20 protein-coding genes are annotated in these 19,744 nt (G+C 71.8%); 6 read left to right on the top strand and 14 right to left on the bottom strand.

Annotation, left to right across the window (positions count from 1 at the left end; all coding sequences use genetic code 11):
• The first annotated feature begins 44 nt into the window (after positions 1–44).
• The 4 genes from DZA62_RS06020 (at position 45) to DZA62_RS06005 (ending at position 3,481) form a co-directional block, all read left to right on the top strand.
• Positions 45–566 (top strand): Jag family protein, encoded by a 522-nt coding sequence (locus DZA62_RS06020; protein ID WP_116947894.1) that lies wholly within the window; start codon positions 45–47, stop codon positions 564–566.
• Between the two features lie 53 nt (positions 567–619).
• Positions 620–1,300 carry a 16S rRNA (guanine(527)-N(7))-methyltransferase RsmG gene (gene rsmG, locus DZA62_RS06015; RefSeq protein ID WP_116947892.1) on the top strand — a complete coding sequence of 227 codons (681 nt, stop codon included), beginning with the start codon at positions 620–622 and terminating at the stop codon, positions 1,298–1,300.
• Positions 1,301–1,539: 239 nt separating this feature from the next.
• The gene (locus tag DZA62_RS06010) at positions 1,540–2,454 is read left to right on the top strand and encodes a ParA family protein (RefSeq protein ID WP_116948153.1); all 915 of its coding nucleotides are present in this window, start codon (positions 1,540–1,542) and stop codon (positions 2,452–2,454) included.
• A complete protein-coding gene (locus DZA62_RS06005) occupies positions 2,447–3,481 on the top strand; it encodes a ParB/RepB/Spo0J family partition protein (protein WP_116947891.1) in 1,035 nt (344 codons plus the stop codon). The genes DZA62_RS06010 and DZA62_RS06005 overlap by 8 nt, the downstream gene beginning before the upstream one ends.
• Before the next feature lie 175 nt (positions 3,482–3,656).
• Here the strand turns inward: DZA62_RS06005 and DZA62_RS06000 are convergent, their stop codons facing one another.
• From DZA62_RS06000 to DZA62_RS05990, 3 genes are all read right to left on the bottom strand, one after another.
• Positions 3,657–4,622 carry a D-alanine--D-alanine ligase family protein gene (locus DZA62_RS06000; RefSeq protein ID WP_116947889.1) on the bottom strand — a complete coding sequence of 322 codons (966 nt, stop codon included), beginning with the start codon at positions 4,620–4,622 and terminating at the stop codon, positions 3,657–3,659.
• Between the two features lie 16 nt (positions 4,623–4,638).
• Positions 4,639–5,973: an aminotransferase-like domain-containing protein gene (locus tag DZA62_RS05995; protein ID WP_232827274.1), complete on the bottom strand. Its 1,335-nt coding sequence runs from the start codon at positions 5,971–5,973 to the stop codon at positions 4,639–4,641.
• A 127-nt stretch (positions 5,974–6,100) separates the two neighbouring features.
• Positions 6,101–7,237: an N-acetylmuramoyl-L-alanine amidase gene (locus tag DZA62_RS05990; protein ID WP_116947888.1), complete on the bottom strand. Its 1,137-nt coding sequence runs from the start codon at positions 7,235–7,237 to the stop codon at positions 6,101–6,103.
• Positions 7,238–7,484: 247 nt separating this feature from the next.
• On the opposite strand from DZA62_RS05990, the gene DZA62_RS05985 reads away from it, so the two are divergent.
• Both DZA62_RS05985 and DZA62_RS05980 read left to right on the top strand, forming a co-directional pair.
• Positions 7,485–8,036, top strand: coding sequence for a hypothetical protein (locus tag DZA62_RS05985; protein ID WP_116947886.1), 552 nt, complete (start codon positions 7,485–7,487; stop codon positions 8,034–8,036).
• Positions 8,030–8,953: a hypothetical protein gene (locus tag DZA62_RS05980; protein WP_116947884.1), complete on the top strand. Its 924-nt coding sequence runs from the start codon at positions 8,030–8,032 to the stop codon at positions 8,951–8,953. The genes DZA62_RS05985 and DZA62_RS05980 overlap by 7 nt, the downstream gene beginning before the upstream one ends.
• Positions 8,954–9,026: 73 nt before the next feature.
• Here DZA62_RS05980 and DZA62_RS05975 read toward each other — a convergent pair whose 3' ends face one another.
• The 11 genes from DZA62_RS05975 to DZA62_RS05925 form a co-directional block, all read right to left on the bottom strand.
• The gene (locus tag DZA62_RS05975) at positions 9,027–12,191 is read right to left on the bottom strand and encodes a LysM peptidoglycan-binding domain-containing protein (protein ID WP_116947882.1); all 3,165 of its coding nucleotides are present in this window, start codon (positions 12,189–12,191) and stop codon (positions 9,027–9,029) included.
• A gap of 125 nt (positions 12,192–12,316) precedes the next feature.
• Positions 12,317–12,748 (bottom strand): hypothetical protein, encoded by a 432-nt coding sequence (locus DZA62_RS05970; RefSeq protein WP_116947880.1) that lies wholly within the window; start codon positions 12,746–12,748, stop codon positions 12,317–12,319.
• The gene (locus tag DZA62_RS05965; RefSeq protein ID WP_116947878.1) at positions 12,745–13,182 is read right to left on the bottom strand and encodes a TadE family protein; all 438 of its coding nucleotides are present in this window, start codon (positions 13,180–13,182) and stop codon (positions 12,745–12,747) included. The genes DZA62_RS05970 and DZA62_RS05965 overlap by 4 nt, the downstream gene beginning before the upstream one ends.
• 1 nt (position 13,183) lies before the next feature.
• A complete protein-coding gene (locus DZA62_RS05960; protein WP_198663457.1) occupies positions 13,184–13,528 on the bottom strand; it encodes a TadE/TadG family type IV pilus assembly protein in 345 nt (114 codons plus the stop codon).
• A gap of 93 nt (positions 13,529–13,621) precedes the next feature.
• The gene (locus tag DZA62_RS05955) at positions 13,622–13,822 is read right to left on the bottom strand and encodes a hypothetical protein (protein WP_157574545.1); all 201 of its coding nucleotides are present in this window, start codon (positions 13,820–13,822) and stop codon (positions 13,622–13,624) included.
• Between the two features lie 124 nt (positions 13,823–13,946).
• Positions 13,947–14,852 (bottom strand): type II secretion system F family protein, encoded by a 906-nt coding sequence (locus DZA62_RS05950; protein ID WP_116947874.1) that lies wholly within the window; start codon positions 14,850–14,852, stop codon positions 13,947–13,949.
• Positions 14,849–15,754: a type II secretion system F family protein gene (locus tag DZA62_RS05945; RefSeq protein WP_116947872.1), complete on the bottom strand. Its 906-nt coding sequence runs from the start codon at positions 15,752–15,754 to the stop codon at positions 14,849–14,851. Before DZA62_RS05945 ends, DZA62_RS05950 begins: the two co-directional genes overlap by 4 nt.
• Positions 15,754–17,358: an ATPase, T2SS/T4P/T4SS family gene (locus tag DZA62_RS05940; RefSeq protein ID WP_116947870.1), complete on the bottom strand. Its 1,605-nt coding sequence runs from the start codon at positions 17,356–17,358 to the stop codon at positions 15,754–15,756. Before DZA62_RS05940 ends, DZA62_RS05945 begins: the two co-directional genes overlap by 1 nt.
• Positions 17,351–18,160, bottom strand: coding sequence for a hypothetical protein (locus tag DZA62_RS05935; RefSeq protein ID WP_116947868.1), 810 nt, complete (start codon positions 18,158–18,160; stop codon positions 17,351–17,353). Before DZA62_RS05935 ends, DZA62_RS05940 begins: the two co-directional genes overlap by 8 nt.
• Positions 18,160–18,858 carry an SAF domain-containing protein gene (locus DZA62_RS05930; protein ID WP_116947867.1) on the bottom strand — a complete coding sequence of 233 codons (699 nt, stop codon included), beginning with the start codon at positions 18,856–18,858 and terminating at the stop codon, positions 18,160–18,162. Before DZA62_RS05930 ends, DZA62_RS05935 begins: the two co-directional genes overlap by 1 nt.
• A 98-nt stretch (positions 18,859–18,956) precedes the next feature.
• A complete protein-coding gene (locus tag DZA62_RS05925) occupies positions 18,957–19,382 on the bottom strand; it encodes a hypothetical protein (protein ID WP_157987507.1) in 426 nt (141 codons plus the stop codon).
• Positions 19,383–19,744: the final 362 nt, after the last annotated feature.

Below are 19,744 nucleotides of genomic sequence, written 5' to 3'. Positions count from 1 at the left end.
CGGGCAGCGGACCCGCCCCACAACGAACGTAGAAGGAGTCGACGGTGAGCGACGCTGGCACGGAACTCGATGCGGCGCAGGAACGAGAGACCGAGGCCGGGGAGAACCCGGCGAAGCGGCTGGAACGCGAGGGCGACATCGCGGCGGACTACCTGGAAGAACTGCTCGACATCGCCGATCTGGACGGCGACATCGACATGGACGTCGAAGGCGACCGCGCGGTGGTCTCGATCGTCGGTGACGGCCTCGATGCCCTGGTCGGCGACAACGGCAAGGTGCTCGAGGCGTTGCAGGAGCTGACCCGGCTGGCGGTGGTGCGCGAGACCGGCGAGCGCAGCCGGCTGATGCTCGACGTCGGTGGCTTCCGGGCCAACCGGCGGGCCGAGGTGCTGGAGCTGGCGAAGCGGGTCATCGAGGCCGTGCGTACGTCCGGCGAGCCGGAGTCGCTGGGCGCCATGTCGCCGTTCGAGCGGAAGGTCGTGCACGACGCTGTGGCCGAGGCGGGCCTGCGCAGCGAGTCCGAGGGCGAGGAGCCCCGGCGCTACGTCGTGGTGATGCCCGCCTAGTGGTGCGTGTTTCACGTGAAACGACACCGCTGACATTCTCAGGAGGCCGAGTCTTGGACGACGTTCTCGCCGTGCCGGACTCGGCCTCCGCCGTTTTCGGGGACCGGCTGGAGCTGGCGGCGGCCTACGCCGCGCAGCTCGCCGGCCCTGGCATCGAACGGGGCCTGTTGGGCCCGCGCGAGGTCCCTCGGATCTGGGACCGGCACATCCTGAACTCCGCGGTCGTGGCCGAGCTGGTCGACGAGGGCCGAACCGTCGCCGACGTGGGTTCCGGCGCCGGCCTGCCGGGTATACCTCTGGCGATCGCCCGGCCCGATCTCGAGGTCGTCCTGATCGAGCCGCTGCTGCGACGCAGCGAGTTCCTGGCGGAGACCGTGGCGGCGCTCGGGCTCGACGGCGTGAGCGTGCTGCGTTCGCGGGCCGAGGACGTCCGGCCCCGAGCCCGGTTCGACGTCGTGACGGCCCGTGCGGTCGCGCCGATGGACCGGCTGGCGGGCTGGACGCTGCCGCTGCTGCGTCCCGGTGGAGTGCTTTTGGCGCTCAAAGGGCAGTCGGTTTCCGAAGAGTTGCGCGATTCCGCCGCGTCATTGGCGAGAATGGGCGCGACGTCATGGAGAGTTGAAGAAGCCGGCGCAGGCGTGGTCGACCCGGCCGCGCGTGTCGCCGTCGTGGTCGCCGGACGTACGGGGACGGCGCCGAAGCAAGGTGCACGACAACGGAGGACGAACAGATGACCGATGCCACCGTCGTGGCGGGCCTGGGATGGCCCGTGGCCGGTGGGGTCGTCGCAATCGACAGCGCTACGGGGGAACGGCGGTCGCCTCACGGCTGGCCGCTCATCAGTGGGACCATTGATCCGACGGGCGGACCGTCGAACCTGGAGCGTGAGATTTCGGTGAATGCGGGCGACCGACCGGCCGAACCGGCCGCGAGCACCCACGTACGTTCGACGGCCGACCTCGCGGAGTTCGCGATGTCCGGCTCACTGGCCGACCTGGACACCCCGATCGCCCGTGAGGCCGCCGTGGCGCTCATGGCGGTCGGTCGGCGCACGGCGCCGATGCCGCAACCAGACCAGACCCGCATCATGGTCGTCGCGAACCAGAAGGGCGGGGTCGGCAAGACCACCACGACGGTGAACCTCGCCGCCGCGCTCGCCGTCAGCGGCCTGCGCGTCCTGGTGATCGACCTCGACCCTCAGGGCAACGCGTCGACGGCGCTCGGCATCGACCACCACGCGGAGATCCCCAGCATCTACGACGTCATGGTCGAGGAGACCGCCATCGGCGACGTCGTGCAGAAGGTCGAAGAGATCGACGGCCTCTGGTGCGTGCCCGCCACCATCGACCTCGCCGGCGCAGAGATCGAGCTGGTCTCGATGGTCGCCCGCGAGTCGCGCATGCGGAAGGCCCTCGATCAGCACCTGCAGACACCCGGGGTCGAGTACGACTATGTGTTCATCGACTGCCCGCCGTCGCTCGGCCTGCTCACGGTCAACGCTCTCGTCGGCGGCGACGAGGTGCTGATCCCCATCCAGTGTGAGTACTACGCCCTCGAGGGTCTGAGCCAACTGCTCAAGAACATCGACATGGTCCGGGCCCACCTCAACCGCGATCTCGCGGTCTCGACGATCCTCCTCACCATGTACGACGGCCGCACGCGACTGGCCGCGCAGGTGGCGGAGGAGGTCCGCCGGCACTTCGGCGACACCGTCCTGAAGACGGCGATCCCGCGCTCGGTGCGCATCAGCGAGGCGCCGAGCTACGGCCAGACCGTGATGACGTACGACGCCGCCTCCAGTGGCGCGCTGTCGTATCTGGAAGCCGCGCGCGAGATCGCGGAGCGGGGAGCATCGGGCAGCACACATGGGGAGACGATTCATGGCTGAGAAGAGGCGGGGGTTGGGGCGCGGTCTCGGCGCCCTCATCCCCACGGCGGATCCGGCGAGCGCCGATGCGCTGCGCAAGTCGCCGGTCGACGTCTTCTTCCCAGGCGGAACACCGGCCTCCAACGGCTCCGCGCCGCATGTTTCACGTGAAACGGCGCCCGATGACGACGACGAACTGCTGCCCGTCGACGGCGCCACGTTCGCCGAGATCCCGGTCGACGCGATCGTGCCCAACCTCCGGCAGCCGCGGCAGGTCTTCGACGAGGACGCGCTGGCCGAGCTGGTCTCCTCCATCCAGGAGGTCGGCCTCCTGCAGCCGATCGTCGTCCGGCAGCTGGAGACCGGCCGCTACGAGCTGGTCATGGGCGAGCGGCGGTGGCGGGCGACCACGGAAGCCGGCTTCCCCACCATCCCGGCCATCGTCCGCACCACGCGCGACGACGACATGCTGCGCGACGCGCTGCTGGAGAACCTTCATCGCAGCCAGCTGAACCCGTTGGAAGAAGCGGCCGCCTACCAGCAGCTGCTGGACGACTTCGGCTGCACGCACGACGAGCTCGCCGTGCGCATCAAGCGCAGCCGGCCGCAGATCTCCAACACGCTGCGGTTGCTGAAGCTGCCGCCCTTGGTGCAACGCCGTGTCGCCGCGGGCATTCTGTCCGCCGGGCACGCACGCGCCCTGCTCGGTCTCGGCGACGGCGCCGCCCAGGAGCGGCTGGCGCAACGAATCGTCGCCGAAGGGCTCAGCGTCCGTACCGTCGAGGAGATCGTGGCGCTCGACGACGCCGAGACCCCCAAAGCCCGAGCCCGTCGTGCCGCCCGCCCGGTGGCGCCGCGGCTCGGCGACATCGCGTCGGCGCTCTCAGAGCGGCTCGACACCCGGGTGAAGGTCGACCTCGGCCGCAACAAGGGCAAGGTCACCATCGAGTTCGCCAGCATTGACGACCTCGAGCGCATCGTCGGCACCATCGACCCGCGAATGGCGAAGCAGGTGCGCGACGCGGGCGGTGACGGCGCACCCGCCTGACCCGCCGCGAATCACCAGCGAGGCCGGTGGACAGCACCGTGATCCAGGTCGGCCGGACCGCGAGCCGACAGGTCAGCCAGGTCGGTGGGTGGAGATGCCGTCAGGGGTAGGCTGCGGGCATCCGAGCGAGGCGGGCGGAGACGGCTTCCGCACCCACCGACCGGACGAATGCGAGTCAGCCGGCGGTGCGCAGATGCCGGTCGACGACGGCGGCGAGCAACTCGTGGGCCAGCACACCGAGGTCGAGCCCGGCCGCCTGGACCGACTGCGGCAGCAGCGACGTCTCCGTCATGCCCGGCGCGACGTTGACGTCCAGGAGCCACGGGACGCCGTCGTGGTCGACGATGACGTCGGTACGCGACAGGTCGCTGAGTCCGAGCGTGCGGTGTGCCGCCACGGCGACCTCGGCGACCGCCGTGGCCACGTCGGCGTCGAGTCGGGCCGGCACGAAGAACTCGGTGGCTCCGGCGGTGTAGCGGGCGTGGTAGTCGTAGGTGCCCGACTCCGGCACGATCTCGACGCCGGGCAGCGCGTTCGGGCCGTCGCCGGTGTCGAGGACCGACACCGCGACCTCGGTGCCGTCGATCCACTGCTCGATGAGTGCTCGCTCGCCGTAGGCGAAGCACTCGACCATGGCCGCGGGCAGCTCGCCGGCCGAACGCACGACCGTCGTGCCCAGAGCGGACCCACCGCGGGCGGGCTTGACCACCAGCGGCAGCCCGAGCCGGGCGACCAGGGCATCGAGCAGCACGGCGGCGCCCAGCTCGCGGAAGGTCGACTGCGACAGCACGGTCGCCGCCGGCGTGGCGATGCCCGCCCGCCGCACGATGGCCTTGGCCACCGGCTTGTCGAACGCCAGCCGGCAGGCCGCCGGCGCCGAGCCGACGTATGGAAGCCCGGCCAGCGTCAACACCTCCTGGATGGCGCCGTCCTCGCCCGACACACCGTGCAGCAGCGGAAACACGACGTCCGGAGCGTCCTGGCGCAGCGACGGGAGCAGGTCGGCGTCGGCGTCGCGTTGTTCGACGTCGAGACCCACCTCACGCAACGCCTCGGCCACCCGACGGCCCGAACGCAGCGACACGTCGCGCTCGTGCGAGAGACCGCCGGCGATCACGAGAACGCGGCCCAGATCACTCATGCTGGAACGAAACCCCTCAACTCAGGTCTGGCGCCGGTGCGTCGAGTCCGGGCCGCTGTGCGGCACTCCAGGCCCCGAACGTGGTGCGCAGCTCCATCTCCTGCTCGATGACCTGCGCCAGCCGGCGAACGCCCTCGCGGATGCGCTCGGGTGTCGGGTAACAGTACGACAGCCGCATGGAGCGCGCACCGAAACCGTCGGCGAAGAAGGCGGTGCCGGGAACGTAGGCCACCCGGCTGGTGACGGCGCGCGGCAGCATGGCCTTGGCGTCGATGCCCTCGGGCAGCGTGAGCCACACGTAGAACCCCCCGGACGGACGGGTCCAGTGCGCGCCGGCCGGCATGAGGTCGTCGAGCGCCTCGAGCATGGCGTCGCGCCGCTCGCGGTAGGTCTCGCGGAAGTCCTTGACCTGCGCCATCCAGTCGTGGCCGGCGAGGTACTCGGAGACCGTGAGCTGGCTGAACGCCGGCGGGCAGAGGACGCTGTTCTCGGCGGCGAGCACGAGCTTCTCGCGGACGGCATGCGGCGCCAGCGCCCAGCCGACGCGCAGACCCGGCGCGAACGTCTTGGAGAAGGAGCCCAGGTAGATGACCCGTTCTGCGTCGTCGGCCCGGATGGCGCGCGGCACCTCGCCGTCGAAGCCCAGCAGGCCGTAGGGGTCGTCCTCGATGATGAGGACGTCGGCCCGGCGGCAGATCTCGAGCACCTCGGCCCGGCGCGCCGCCGTCATGGTGACGCCGGCCGGGTTGTGGTAGCTCGGGATGGTGTACAGGAACTTGATGCGCTTGCCGGCGGCACGGACGGCGTCGATGGCCGCGCTCAGTCGCTCGGGCACCAGCCCGTGGTCGTCCATCTCGACGTGTACGACCGACGCCTGGTACGAGCGGAATGTCCCCAGCGCGCCGACGTACGACGGCGCCTCGGCCAGAATGACGTCGCCAGGGTCGATGAAGATGCGGGTGACGAGGTCGAGCGCCTGCTGTGAACCGACCGTGACGGTGACGTCGTCGGGATGCGCCACGATGCCGACCGGCCGCATGACGTCACAGATCTGCTCGCGCAGCGTGGGGTCGCCCTGGCCGGAGCCGTACTGGAGCGCCGTCATGCCGCGCTTGGCGACGAGGTCGTTGACCAGTGAGCCGACGACGTCGAGCGGCAGCCCGGAGATGTTCGGCATGCCGCCGGCCAGCGACACGACCTCGGGCCGCGAAGCGACCGCGAACAGCGAGCGCACCTCGGAGGCCGTCATGCCGTGCGTGCGGGTGGCGTAACGGTCGACGTATGAGTCCAGACGTGAGCCGGTGGCTGCTGCGTCGGTCGTCTTCCGGTTCGGGCTGGACTGCTGGCTCACGTACACACCTCCCGGAACAAGGACCGACACAGACGACGGGGCCGGAAACACCGGTACCCCAGGGTCAACTGTGCCTCATCGGGCAGGGCGTGGCTAATCCATTGCCCGCGATTCGGGCAGGTCGGACTCAGCCCGTGGCCAGGTCGTGGAACCGCAGCGCGCCGGTGGCGGCGTCCTCGCCCGACGGCAGGTAGACCCGCTGGATGGCGACGACGATGGCCTCGGCCACGACGTCGCGGAAGTCGGGATCGGCCAGCCGGGCGGCGTCGCCGTCGTTGGTGATGTAGCCGAGCTCGACCCGCACCGCGGCCATGCGGGTGTGCCGCAGGAGGTCCCACGTCTTCGGGTGCGCCCGGCAGTCGACGAGGTCGGTGCGGGCGACGATCTCGCGCTGCACCAGCCCGGCGAACTGCTCGCCGATGGCGCTGGCGGTGCCCGGCTCGCGGCTGCCGTAGAAGTAGGTGGCCACCCCCGACGCGTGCGGGTTCGCGTGAGCGTCGACGTGCAGCGAGATGAGCAGGTTGGCGCCGGAGTCGTTGGCAAATGCGGCCCGCTCGGCCTCACCGGGCGACGCGTCGGAGCCCGGGCCCCTGGTCAGGTAGGTCTGGACGCCCGTGGCCGTCAGCCTGCCCTCGATGCGGGCGGCGAGGTCCTCGACGACGGCGGCCTCGTCGAGACCGTTCGCGCGGTGGCCGCGGTCGGGCCCGCCGTGGCCGGGATCGATGACGACGACCTTGCCCGGCAGCCGCTTGCCGGCCTGGCGCAGCGCCTCGACGGCGCGCAGGCTCTCGGGCCGGCCACCGGTGACGATGGGGGCGAGCCGGCCGAGTGCCTTGAACGTGCTGGGCCCGCAGGTGCCGTCGGCGGGCAGGCCGATGTTGCGCTGGAAGTCGCGGAGAGCGTCGCCGACGCGCGCACCGAACACGCCGTCGACCCGTCCGACGTCGAAGCCCAGCTCGGACAGCCGCCGCTGCAGCGCGATGACGTCGTCGCCGGCCTGCGGGTTGCCCACCACGTACGACAGCAGGCGGTCGCCGAGCCGCCAGCGCGCTTCGTCGAGCACCCGGTAGGTCGTGGCGTCGACGACACCGGTGGCCGTGAGGCCGCGCTCCTGCTGGAACTGGCGCACCGCCTGGGCCACGTCCTCGTCGAACGTGCTGGGGCCCGGCGCGGTGTCGTCGAGGAGTCCGAGCTGCGTGAGCTTGGAGCGGATCTCCGCGATCGCCGGACCGGTGTCGCCCAACTGGTACCGAAGCGAGGTCATCCGGAGGTGGTCCTTCCCTGGGCCGTGTTCTGACATCGGGCTGTACGACGTACCAGCTCCGTCGGCTCCCGTTTCACGTGGAACCCGCACAACCCTCCGCCACAGCTCGGGCCCGATTCTACCCACAGCGAGGGCCCTCAACCGCCTCGCGGCGAGCTCGGATTTCCGGCGCGGCCAGCGGAAATGACATCCACCGTTCACGACGTTCCTGTTGCCCGTGTCACGTCTTGATCGCTATTGTCCCTGCATGAACGGCTCGTTTCCCCGGACGGGCTGGCGCTTCACGGTCGGCTTGGTGAGCATCGCAGTCGTGGCCGCATGCAGCGGCGACGACGACACCGGCGATCCCGCGTCCCCCACGCCCACAGCCACCGTCACCCAAGATGCCGCTGCCCAGGCCGAAGAGCAGATTCGAACGGTGTTCGACGACTTCATCGTCGCCGTCGTCGAGGCCCAGAGCGGTCGCGCCGACGACCTCGCAGGGCTGTTCGAGGGCCTCGCCACCGACGAGACCACCGAACTCAACGTCGGCATCGCCTCCCGCTACGCCGACCAGGGCATCGTCCGAGTCGGCGAGCCAGTCATCAGCGATGTCAACGTCCAGGTCGTCGACCGGTCCGGGGTGGTCAGCGCCTGCATGGACGAGTCCGGGTGGGCCCCCCAGCTCACGACGGGTGAGACCATCCCGCCGGCCGAGGAGCTGTCGACCCCCCATCCCGTGGTGTACGAAGTCGTCGAGTCCGGCGGTTCGTGGCTCATCGGCGATCCGATCGAACCTGGAGGGACCATCACATGCTGACCCCCCGACGCGTGTCCCAGGTCCTGACGGCCGTCGCCGTCCTGCTGGTCGGCCTGCTGGGCGGCATCGCACCCGGCCAGGCGGCCGGCGTGCGTACGGCCGCGGTCGACCCCGCCAACGACCCCTGCTACGTCCTCATCCAGGTCAGCCCGGGCGTGTTCGAATACGTCAACATCTGCCCCGACCCCGACGAGGAGGGCGATGGCGGCGATGGCGGCGGGGGCGGCAACGGCCCGCGCTGCGACCTCACCGAAGAGCCGTACGACGAGTTCTGCCTCGGCACGAAGGCCTGCCGGGCCGACATCCCGTCGCCGCTGCCCGAGGACCAGTGGCCGGCCGAGGAGACCCGGCCCGGCCCGGACCACATCTTCACGTTCGTCCAGTGCCGCGTTCCTGGCCAGGAGGAACTCTACGCGCGGTGGCGGTGGATCGAGCCGTACGAGGACGCACTGCCGGGCCTCGGCTGGCAGGCCCTGGGCCGCCTGCAGACCCCCGCGTTCACCATGAGCTTCCAGCCGGCCGGCCTGACCTACGTCGGCGCCGAGACCCGGTTCATGCTCGACGGCCTCGGCGACGGCGAGATCATCGGCAGCGTGGCCGGCCCGCTGCAGGCCACCGGCACCCTCAGTCACGTCGAGATCGACCCGGCCGACGGCTCCGACGTCATCGACTGCGACCCCGACCTGCGCTCGCGTGCCTGCCAGCACGTCTACCTGGAGATGTCGCACGAGCAGACGGCCGAGGACTTCGACGGCCGGCCGGGCTTCGCCGCCCAGGCGCGCCTCGTCTACGACGTCACGTTCACCATGGGTGGCGTCGAGCTGGTCCTGCCGGGTGTGCCGGACACCCTGGAGAGCCCGTGGAACGGCACCGTCGTCCCGGTCGGCGAGATCCAGGCGCTGGTCCGCACCCGCTGAGCAGCATCGGCTTCGGCACACACGAAGGGCGCCGCCCCGGCCATCCGGGTGCGGCGCCCTCTCGTGCGGGGGCCTAGAGGCGTTCCGGCACGCCCGAGTGTTCCGGCGCCGGGCTGGTGAGCTCGGCGATCAGCCGGACGGTGGCGGTCTCGAGGTCGTCGCCGAGGTCGGCGCTGATGGCCGTCATGCGGGCGATGGCGTCGTCGATGCCGGAGCGGTTGCCGGCCAGGTGCTCGGCCTTGATGCGGTCGCGCCACAGCAGCTCCATGCCGGGCTCGACCTGCAGGCCGATGGTCGAGGCCTTGCGGGCGAGGTGGGCGTCGCCGCCACGCAGGGCCCGCTGGGCCAGCTCGTGGGCGGCGTCGACGATGGCCGAGATCATCTCCTGCTTCAGGTGCTCTGCCCAGCCGTAGCGGCGCGGGTTCACGCCGGTGAACGGCTGGCCGCGGACCAGTTCGAGCGCCGCGACCAGCTGCTGGGTGCCGGCCAGCGCGGGGTCGTCGCCGACCAGCGAGCGCCATTCGTCCCAGTCGGTGGTGACGCCCGGGTGGAAGCGGTAGCCGGAATCGACCCGCGGCAGGTAGTCGTCGCCGTGGGTATCGCGGCCGAACCAGCGGCGCAGCTTGGAGATGGCGGTGTTGCGGGTGTTCTGGGTGACCCGGCTGCCCGGCCACATGGCGTCGTCGAGCGCCGCGTGCCCGAGGCCCGGGTGCAGTGTGATGAACGCGGCGATCTCGGTCAGCTGCCGGTACTTCGACTGCTCGACCGGTCCCTCGGCGTCCTCGACCTCGACCGGGCCGAGCAGCAGGACGGTCGGTCCCTCGCCCGGAACCGGTGCGGGCGAGGGCGCCGCCGGGACCTCGTCGGCCGACTCCGGGCCGGTCTGCTGCGGCACCGCGGCGACGTCGTCGACGCCGGCCGGCTCCACGACCGGCCCGGCCGCGGCCGCCAGCCGGTCGAAGTCGGCCTCGAGGTTGTCGAGCAGGCCGGGACCGACGTCGTCGGGCTCCGGCTCGTCGGCCGGACGGCCCCCGGCGTCGACCCAGGGCCGGGCCGGCTGGGTGGTGACGCCCAGCAGCTCGAGGATGCGCCGGTACTGGTGCTGGTCGAGCCGCTGCGGCTGGACATCGACGCCCACCGGTTGCAGGACGGCGTCGTCGGGCGCGGCGGCGGACAGTTCCAGCGACCATTGTCCAACGGCACCATGACCGCTGGTCACCGCCGCGACGGCCACCCGGGGCAGGGACTCGACCAGCTCGGCGAGCTGCGCGTCCTGGTCGGGGCCGAGCGGCTCACCGAGCAACACGATCTCGGGTGTCCACGCGGCGACGGCGACCCCGCGGGCACGGGCGTCGTCGAGCGAGTAGGCGCCGGACTCGGCCATGGCGACGCGGTCGTGCCGGGAACGCGTGCCCAGCTCGGTGAGCAGGCTGCCCACCGTCGGCAGGTAGCGGATGCGGCCGGTGTCGAGGCCGCTCGCCAGCTCAGGGCAGGTGCCGACCAGCGTGACCTGCAGGTCGTCGGCCCACGGGCTGGTGGCCAGCTCGACCGCGAGGGCGGCCATGACCTCGCGGGACGGCTCGCGCTCGCCCACGACGGCGAGGGTGCCGAGTCGTTCGAGGTCGAGCAGCAGGTGGCCGTCCTCGGGGCCGTGGCCGACGGTGACCAGGCTCGGGTACGGCGCCGGGACCTCGCGCAGCTCGGCGGCGTCGAAGGCGCGTCCGGCGGCGGCCGGCAGCAGCCACACGTGGCCCTGGTCGGTGGCGACGAACGGCGCCGGCAGCTCCGCGGCGTCGGCGAGGTAGAGCTCGAACTGCTCGGACGTGAGCCGCCCGATGCGCAGCGGCGGCAGCGACACTCCACGCCGGGCGCAGTCGGCGGCCAGCCCGCGCAGCGCGAGGTCGACCACCTCGACGCTCATCGGGTCGGCGACGCCGCGCAGTTCGCGCTCGGTGGCGGCGACCGCGCCGACCGGCATGGCGATGCGCTCGCCGGGCTCCCGCCGGCGCTGCTGGGTGCGTCGCCGGGCGGCGAGGAAGGCCAGGACACCAGCCGCCAGCAGGGCGCCGACGCCGGCGGCCGTGCGGATGGGCACGTCGACGTCGTCGCCGACGGCCTGCGTGGCGGAGTCGCCGACCTCGGAGTCGCCGGGCTGTTCGGCGACCGGCGGCTGCACCTGCTCGTCGGCCGGCGGCTGCTCCTCGGCCGGTGCCTCCTCCGCGGGGGCCTCCTCGGGCGGCGCCTCGTCCTGCGGCTGTTCCGGGGCGGGCGGCTGCACGTTCTCGTCGACCGGCGGCGTCGGCTCCTCGGCCGGCGGCTGGACCGGCTCGCGTGAGACCGGGTCGCCGACCACCGGCGGTGTGCCCGCGGTGCCCGGCACGGTGATGGTCCAGCCCGGCCTGATGAGGTCGGGGTCGGTGAGCCGAGCGCCGTCGGGCTGGACGGTGTCGCGGGAGGCGTCGACCAGTTCCGGATAGCGGGCGCCGTCGCCCAGCCGCTGCTCGGCGATGCCCCAGAGGGTCTCGCCCTCGGTCACGACGTGCGTGGTGGCGCCGGTGTCGGCGACCGGGACGGCGGCCGGGGCCGGCTCCGGTGGCAGCAGCAGCTGCCAGCCCGGATCGATCCAGTGCGTGTTGTCGAGGGCGCGGCCACCGGGCTGCGGGGTGCCATAGTTGAGCTCCGCGATCTCGGGCCAGCGCATGCCGTCGCCCAGCTCCTGCTCGGCGATGCGCCACAGCGACTCGCCGCGCTCGACGGTGTGCGTGCGCTGCACCGTGGCCGGCTGGGCGGGCGTCTCGGGAGCGGCGGGCGCGGTCTCGGCCGTCGCCACCTCGGGCGCCGGCGTCGCCTGCGTGGTCGTGACCGGGGCGGGCTGCTGCGCGGGCGGCTGGATCGGCTCCGCGGCGGTGGCCACGCCGACCGGCCCGACGACGAACACGGCGGCGACGGCGGCGACCAGACCGGCGGCGGCGCGCTGCTGGAACCGCAGCGCGGGCAGGCGCGGAGCCTTGCGGCCGCTGAGCGCGGCGGGGATCTCGACGACCAGGCCGACGGCGAAGCTGATCCAGCCCAGCCACCCGATCAGGACGAGTGCCTGCAGGAACAGTGACCCGTCGTCGGGCTCGGTGAGCGCGGACGTGATGTCGTTCCAGCTCGGCAGCGAACCGGGTAGTGGTTGACCGGCGACGGCGATCAGTGCGAGCGGGATGCCGACCAGGACCGCGACGATGACGACCAACGCTCCCAGCCCACGCAGGACCGATCCGAGCCGCGATCGCCGACCGCGAGGTCTGACGTCAGTCCCAGATGACATCGTGTGCCGGGAGCGGGAGGTTCGATGGGTTCGAGGCACGGGGGTACTCCTCACTGTTCCGTACCGACACCGCGCGCGAGGCGGACCTGCGCGCTGCCAGTGGCCTGGGACGTCGGCTGCCCGATCAGGGACAGGAAGACGTTGTCGTAGGTGATGGCGGTGTCGACCTGCACCGTCGTGTCGTCGACGCGCCGGCAGTCGGTGGGCTGGCCGCCGGCCGCGGTGACGTAGCTGGTGGCCGCCGTGCAGGCCCGGGCGAAGTCGATGGTCGGGTGGCCTGCCCCGTTGCCGTCGATGATGACCGCCTGGGCGGCCGTGCGGGCGGCCTCGGCGGCCATCGCGTTGGCCCGCTGCATGGCCCGGATCTGGCCGCCGCCGTCGACCACGAGGCCGATGGCCAGGAACAACGCCATGACGATGACCACGGCGAAGATCGCGACGGCGCCCCGTTCGCCGTCGGGCCGCAGCCGTCGCCCCGTCATCGGCGCATCCTGTAGGTGTCGAGCGGGCTCTCGACCGTCTCGGTGATCTCCCGCGAGCCGGGGAGCCCGGGGATGGCGACGTCGGAGAGCTGGACCCGGCACGTGACCGTGGCCGAGACCGTGGCGGGCTCGCCCGGCGGCCGGCTGAACTGGCTGGTGTCGATCTGGATGGACGGTCCGCCGACGCACTGGAGGTCCTGCTGGTCCAGCGACGCCTGGGCGGCGTTGCGGCCCTGGAACAGCGCGTCGCTCTCGGTGCGGGCGATGGACGCGGTGCGGGCCGCGGCGGCCGCCGCGTGCTCGACCGACCCACCGGCGATGGTGACCCGGCCGCCGAGCACGAGCAATGCGATGATCATCAGCAGGCCGGGCGCGACCACCGCCAGCTCGACGGTGGCCGAGCCGCGCTCCCTGCGTGCTGTCTGCGCGGACATGTCAGCCCGGCCCGGTGAAGCGCTCGACCGGACCGGTGGCGGTCTGCGAGACCTGGTGCCCGGACCAGCCGGGGAACAGGCTCTGCGACGAACCCTCGACGGTGATGGTCACCTCGACGTCGCCACCGTCGCCGCTGACGGAGACGCTGCTGAGCACGCCGTCGGCGCCCGCCTCCTGCGCGAACGAGCGGGCCTCGGCGACGCCGGCCGTGAGCGACCCGCCGTTGCCGGTGGCCACCCGCACGCCTTCCTCGGCGGCCGCGAGAGCGACGTTGCGGGCGTGGTACCACAACGCACCCTCGATGACGCCGAAGGTGATGAGCAGGACGACCGGGAACAGGACCACGAGCTCCAGCGTCGCCGCGCCTCGTTCGGGACGTCCGGGGAGGCGGCGTCGGGGGCGACGCCGCTGCCCGTCACGTGGCCGGCGGCTCATGACCTACTGGATCTTCGCTTGTTCGCGGTTGATGACGCCGATGATGATGCCCACCAGGGCGACGGCGGCGACGAACACCGCCGCGGCGATGACGACGTATTCGAGCGTCGTGGCGCCCTGCTCGCGGCGGCGGTCGGTCAACTCGGAGTAGCGGTCGCGCAGCTCTGCGGACAGGACCGTCATCCATGTCTGGAGTTGCAGCATTGTCGTGTTCCTCTCGGGGGTGCGGGCTGTTCCCGACCCGTCACAGCTGTAGGCATGTCCGGGGAGACTTCTGTGACGCATCAGGATCGGGGAATTCCTGACTGAGGAAATAACGGACAAAGAGTCATTCGAGCATACGCATCACCGTCGGAGCCGCCAGTAGAGCCATGAAAACCACGCCCAGAAGTGCGACGGGCATGACCATTCGTTCGCTGTCTGCATTGGCACGGGCGTGTTCGGCGGACAGGGTGGCGTCGCGTAGTCCGCTCGCGCGGGCCCGCAGGCTCTCGTAGACCGTGGCACCCTCCTCTCCGGACAGCCGCATGATGTCGGCGAGGTCGTCGAGGTCGCTGAGTCCGAGTTGGACCGAGAGGGTGTGCAGGCCCTCCCACGGCGTGGTGCCGGACCACCGGGCCCGGGCCAGTTCCTCGCGAAGGCGCTGGAACACCCAGGAGTCGCCCACCTCGGCGGCGTTCTCGAGCGCCTGGGTGGACCCGGCGCCGCCGGCCCGCTCGAGCGCGACGAGGTCGATGTAGGCGCCCAGCGCTCGGGTGAACTCCTCGCGGGCGTTGTTCGCCTTCTGACGGGTCTCGATGTCGGGCAGGAACCACATGACGACGGCGAGGATGAGGCCGACGAAGGCCGGCACCGTGAACGGCAGCGAGACGCCCGTGATGGCCAGTGTCAACGTCAGGATGGCCGGGAACGCCAGGCCGAGCAGCGCCCACAGTGCCTTCTCGCCGTAGTAGCGGTAGGCCGGGATGCGCAGCAGGTCCAACTCCTGGCGCGGCAGCCGGAAGCCCACCAGGGTCGGCAGCCGCTGCTCGAGGAACCGGCCCAGGCGGTCTTGGAACAGCGAGCCGTTCTGGCTGACCTGCGGCTCCAGCGACCGCGTGGTCTCGGTGCCGGTGTCGTGCAGCCGGCCCAGCGTGGCCCGCAGGTGCGGCTGTGCCGGCACCAGTTCGCGTACCACCAGCGCCAGCCCGAGCCCCGCCAGCGCGCCGGCGAGGATGCCGAGCTCCCAGATCATCGCGCCTCCGCCCGGGTCGGTCCGCCCGACGAGCGCAGGTCCCAGCCCATGATCCGCGGCAGCGGCCTGGGCTTGGTGATCTGGCGCATCCACAGCAGGCACAGCACGTAGCAGCTGAGCAGGACGATCAGGACGATCTGCCCGATGGCCGAGCCGTACGGCTCGATGTAGGAGCTGTTGAACGTCATGAAGCCGAGCACGACCAGCGTGATGATGGTGACCATCCGCGCCGTCGTCCGCGGCTTGGACCGGTCGGCCTCGATCTTGCGGCGCACCTGGACGTCCTGCGCCACCGTCGCCGCCAGTCCCTCCAGCACCGCCGCGAGCCCGGCGCCGCGCCGCGTCGCACCCAGGATCAGCGACGACGCGATGAGGTCGCCCGTCGCGTCGTCGAGGTCGTCGGCGAACGCGCGCAGCGCCGCCACCGTGGACCAGCGGGCGCGCAGCCGGGCCACCAGCGTCGTCACCTCGGCCCGCAGCGCGTCGGGCGTCGACTTCATGGTGGCGGTGATGGCCTGCTCGAGCCCGACACCGACGGTCAGCACGCCGGCCAGCGATCGCGTCCACTCCTCCATGGCCTCGAGCTTGGCGACGGGGGTGGCCGACGACGGCGGCGCGAGCAGCGCGGGCAGGCCGATCAGCGCCGCCGGAACCAGCACGACGAGGATCAGCCAGCCGGTGAGCAGCCAGGCCACCATGCCGCCCGCGATGCCGATGCCGAGGAGGATGCGCAGCTGCCGGGCGGCGGCGTTGCGGCCTCCGGTCATGCTGATGAACCGGGACTTGAGCCGCTGCCCGGAGGTGGCCGGACGGGCCTGCGCCGGCCGCGGGATCAGCCCGAGGACGATCACGAGCAGTCCGCCGAGGACCAGGATCGCCGCGAGGGCCGCGGCGAACGGCATCACGGCGCACCGCCGTGGTCGAGCAACCGCGGGTTGAAGCCGACCCGCTCGAGATCGGACAGCCAGATGGGCGGTGTGCCGGGCACCGCGCGGCCGTCGGAGCCGGGCTGGAACACGTCGGTGATCGCGGGCAGGCCGTGCTCGCCGGGCTCGATCGCGATGATCTCGGCGATGTAGCGCGAGCGCTTGCCGCCGGCATGGCTCTCGTCGATCAGCTCGATCTGCACGATGAGGTCGATGTGCTCGGCGATCTGCCGGTACGCGAACGACTCCGTGACGTGCTGGCCCGCCTCCATGGCACAGGTGACCAGGCGCTCGATGGCCGCTCGTGCCGAGTGCGCGTGTGTCGTCGACAGGGATCCGGCGCCGGACTGCATGGCCTTGAACATCGGCAGCACCTCGCGGCCGCGCACCTCGCCGACGATCAGCCGCGAGAGGTTCATCCGCAGCGAGTCGAAGACGAGGTCGTCGAGGGTGATCTCGCCGACGGCGCGGCCGTCGGGTCCGCGCTCACCGCTGCCCGGCCGCGCCTCCCACGCCACGATGCGCTTGTGCCGCTCGGGCATGTCGTGCAGGTGCAGCTCGTACTCGGTCTCGATGGTGCCGATGCGCTCCATCGGGTCCAGCTCGTTCGTCAGCGCGCGGACCAGCGTGGTCTTGCCCGCGCCCTGCGCGCCGGAGACCACCAGGCTCTTGCGGGCGCGGACGGCGGTGGTCAGGAACGCCGCCGCGGCCGGGCTGAGCATGTCGAGGTCGACCAGTTCCTTGATGCCGATGTCGGTGAGCCGGTGCTTGCGGATGACGGCGACCGGCCGCGGGGTGATCCACGCGGTGGCCGCCAGCCGCGACCCGTCGCGCAGCCGCAGGTGCAGACGCGGGTTCGACGGCGAGAACGGGCGCTCGTTGGTGCCGGTGCGCGTGGCCAGGAACGACAGCGTCTCGATCAGTTCTTCGTCGCTGTCGGCCACCGGCGGGCCCTCGACGATGCGGCCGTCGCTGTAGATCAGGTGGACGTTGTCGTGCCCGTTGATCTCGATGTTCTCGATGCCGGGGTCGTCGACCAGCGGCTGCAGCCGGCCGAGCCCGAACAGCGCGGCCATGATCGCCTCGGCCAGCTGGATCTGCTCGTCCGGCGTGATGATCGGCAGGCCCTTGGTGAGGGCCCGCTCGGCGTGGTCGGCGAGCAGCTCGACGACGATGCTGCGGCCGAGCTCGCGGCGGCCGGCGTCGTCGAGGCCCTCGCGGCTGCGCAGCGCGTGCGCCAGCTGGTCCGCGGCCTGCTCGCGGTAGGCGCGGACCAGGCCCCAGTCGACCTCACCGCCCCGGCTCGTCGGCCGGAGGACGCCGCCGCTGCGCTCGAGCGCGGTGAGCTCGTCCTCGGCGCGGCGGGCGTGCTGGCCTGACGGCCCCGGGCCGCGGCCGCGCTGCGCCGAGGCGGACGCGAGCCTGGCCTGCAGCGACCGGCGCAGATCGGTCTGGCCACCCGGGCCGCTGAGCGAATGATGGGTGTCGCCCCACTCGTCGCCGGAGCCGTTGCCGCCGTCCGGCTCGGTGAACAGCGGCAGGTTCTCGAGGCTCGCCGCGGCGTGCGTGGGGTCAGCCATAGGTGTGCTCCTCCATCAAGGACTCCGCGGCCGGGGCCAGCCGGGTGCGATGGCGGTCGATCAGCTCGTGGACGGCGCCGATGACGACCCGCGTGCTGCGGAACAGTGGAGCCGCCGCGAACCGCCGTCCGTACGGCGCGCCCACGCTCAGCGAGTCGGACGCGGCCTGGTCCCAGGCCATGGAGGCCAGCACCGGGACGCCGAGGGCGGAGTGGATCTCGCGGGCGCGGTACGGCTGGCCCTCGCCGATCAGCAGCATGGCCAGCGTGTCGTCGCCCTGACCCAGCTCGACGAGGTCCTCGCGCAGCACGTTCACCCGGGCCCGTGCCGAGCTGACGGCGGGCAGCGTCGTGCGCGTGACCATCAGGACGGCGTCGGCGGAGCGCAGCAGCGGCATCGGGCCGTGCCGCATGCCCAGCCGCCCCGCGTCGACGATGACGTCGGTGCCGGTGCGCTCCAGGTTCGCGAGCACGATGCTCAGCGGCGACCACAGCTTGTCCATGCTGGCCGCCTGCTGGGCGTTGACCAGCCCGGGGACCAGCCGGACGCGGTTCTCGATGAGCGCGATGGTCTGGTCGTAGAACTTCTCGTCGAGGACGCCGCGGCGGTGCGCGACGGCCAGACTGACCAGCCCGCGGTCGGGTGGGACGGTGCCGCGCAGGTACCCCGCGAGGATGCTGCTGCTTCCGGCGACGTCGGCCTCGACCAGCACGACCGGCCGCGGCCACAGCATGGCCATGGCCAGCGCCGTGGTCGTGACGCCGGGTGCCCCTCGTGCCGAGGTGAGCGCGACGATGGCCATCACTCGCCTCCCGCTCGCGACATCAGGATGATGATGATCCGCCCCGTCGCGACGCGGGCGGCGAGGTCGGGAGCGCGCACCTCGGGCAGCACGACGTTGACCATGCGCTGACCGGTCTCCTCGTCGGTCGACGTCGACACGACCGTCGCCTCGATCGAGTCCGGCGTCGACCCCGGCGGGTCGTCCTGCGGGTTCGGGGTGTCGACGATGCGGACGATGTCGCCCGGGCGCAGCGCTTCGCTGGGCAGTTGGGCCGTCGTCACCGCCACGCCCACCATCGACTCGCCCTCGCCGGGCTGGATGCTGCCGCTGAAGGCGTTCTCGGTGACCAGCGTGCCGGCAGGGAGGTCGACGGACGCGTACTGCCCGACCACCTCGTCGCGGCGCGTCTCAGGGATCGGGTCGAGCGCGGGGTCGGCGTTGATGCTCGCCGTCGTGAGGTCGTCCTCGGTGATCTGCTCGCCGCGGGCGACGTCGGCGCGCACCGCGATGACGTCGACCGTGTCACTCATGCTCGTGGCCAGCCAGGCCGCGCCCAGGCCGCCGAGGGCGACCAGGGCCACGCCGAGACCGATCAACGCCGGCCGGCGGCGCTGCTTCGGCGGCGCCGCGACGGCCGGTTCCAGCTTCGCCTCGGCGATGTCGAACTCGTCGTCGAGGTGATCGGGCGCCGGCTGATGGGTGGGGGGCGAACTCATCGTTGCCGTCCTGCTTGTCCGGGGAAGGGGGGTGACGCTGGTGCTGCGGGCTGGTGCTGGGGGCTGGTGCTGCGGGACTGGTGCGGGGTCGGGCTGCGTCAGGTCGAGGCGTCGAGGTAGAAGGCCAGGGCCAGAGTCGCCAGCCGGCTGCGGGAACCTGCGCCGAGCTCGGTGACGAGCCGGTCGAGAACCTCGTAGTCCTGCTCGTACAGGCGGACGTTCAGCGGTGAGAGGGGCTGGGCCACGGGAAGCTGGGGCTTCGCCGTGCGGGCGGTGAAGAGTCGGCCTCCGATGCTGTTGGACTCGTTGTGGAGTTTGACCAGGTGGTCGTGCCCGGCTTCGATCGCATCGATCAGGATCTGCCCGTTCGACCGGCCGGACCGCTGCCGCTCCGCCGCCACCAGCGACAACAGCGACGACGGCACGTGCACCACACTCGGCTTGATGACCGGCGCGGCCTTCGCGACCGTCTCGGTGCCGACCGAGCGGCGGGCCAGGACGTCGTCCAGGCCCGCTGTATCCACCACCGGATCCGTGCCCTGCCGCAGGAATTCAGTGGTCGGAGTGCTCTCGGTCAACGCCGGCCTCCTCGATACACCTGCGAGGCCGCGCCCTGCACGGGCGGCCTCGTGGCATGAGGGTATGTGACTGAGCCCACAACTGCATAGGGCACGAATTGTTAAGTCTTGGCGAGCGTCTGGTGACTGTATGACCCATGTATGGGCTCCGTCCGGGGCGACGCGAGCCTCCCTGCCGGCTCGGCCGTTCAGACGATCTTCACGGCTGACCAGTATCGGCGCAACCCGAACGGCTCACTTCCATGATCATCGCGGGTCCGGAGTGACGGAGGTGAAGCCTGTAGCCGTCTGATGCCGTCGGGACCCGT

The sequence above is a fragment of the Jiangella endophytica genome, from assembly GCF_003427025.1.
GTDB lineage: Bacteria > Actinomycetota > Actinomycetes > Jiangellales > Jiangellaceae > Jiangella > Jiangella endophytica.
The sequence above is the reverse complement of the archived record's forward strand: the minus strand, read 5'-3'. Positions and strand labels throughout refer to the sequence as shown.

What these genes read in the sequence shown, in the direction of transcription:
- DZA62_RS06010 (WP_116948153.1), top strand. Translation starts at nt 1,540, where the DNA reads ATGTCCGGCTCACTGGCCGACCTGGACACCCCGATCGCCCGTGAGGCC.
- DZA62_RS05955 (WP_157574545.1), bottom strand. Translation starts at nt 13,822, where the DNA reads ATGCTGCAACTCCAGACATGGATGACGGTCCTGTCCGCAGAGCTGCGC.
- DZA62_RS05980 (WP_116947884.1), top strand. Translation starts at nt 8,030, where the DNA reads ATGCTGACCCCCCGACGCGTGTCCCAGGTCCTGACGGCCGTCGCCGTC.
- DZA62_RS05965 (WP_116947878.1), bottom strand. Translation starts at nt 13,182, where the DNA reads ATGTCCGCGCAGACAGCACGCAGGGAGCGCGGCTCGGCCACCGTCGAG.
- DZA62_RS06005 (WP_116947891.1), top strand. Translation starts at nt 2,447, where the DNA reads ATGGCTGAGAAGAGGCGGGGGTTGGGGCGCGGTCTCGGCGCCCTCATC.
- DZA62_RS05945 (WP_116947872.1), bottom strand. Translation starts at nt 15,754, where the DNA reads ATGCCGTTCGCCGCGGCCCTCGCGGCGATCCTGGTCCTCGGCGGACTG.
- DZA62_RS05940 (WP_116947870.1), bottom strand. Translation starts at nt 17,358, where the DNA reads ATGGCTGACCCCACGCACGCCGCGGCGAGCCTCGAGAACCTGCCGCTG.
- DZA62_RS05930 (WP_116947867.1), bottom strand. Translation starts at nt 18,858, where the DNA reads ATGAGTTCGCCCCCCACCCATCAGCCGGCGCCCGATCACCTCGACGAC.
- DZA62_RS05985 (WP_116947886.1), top strand. Translation starts at nt 7,485, where the DNA reads ATGAACGGCTCGTTTCCCCGGACGGGCTGGCGCTTCACGGTCGGCTTG.
- DZA62_RS05950 (WP_116947874.1), bottom strand. Translation starts at nt 14,852, where the DNA reads ATGATCTGGGAGCTCGGCATCCTCGCCGGCGCGCTGGCGGGGCTCGGG.
- DZA62_RS05990 (WP_116947888.1), bottom strand. Translation starts at nt 7,237, where the DNA reads ATGACCTCGCTTCGGTACCAGTTGGGCGACACCGGTCCGGCGATCGCG.
- DZA62_RS05970 (WP_116947880.1), bottom strand. Translation starts at nt 12,748, where the DNA reads ATGACGGGGCGACGGCTGCGGCCCGACGGCGAACGGGGCGCCGTCGCG.
- DZA62_RS06000 (WP_116947889.1), bottom strand. Translation starts at nt 4,622, where the DNA reads ATGAGTGATCTGGGCCGCGTTCTCGTGATCGCCGGCGGTCTCTCGCAC.
- DZA62_RS05935 (WP_116947868.1), bottom strand. Translation starts at nt 18,160, where the DNA reads ATGGCCATCGTCGCGCTCACCTCGGCACGAGGGGCACCCGGCGTCACG.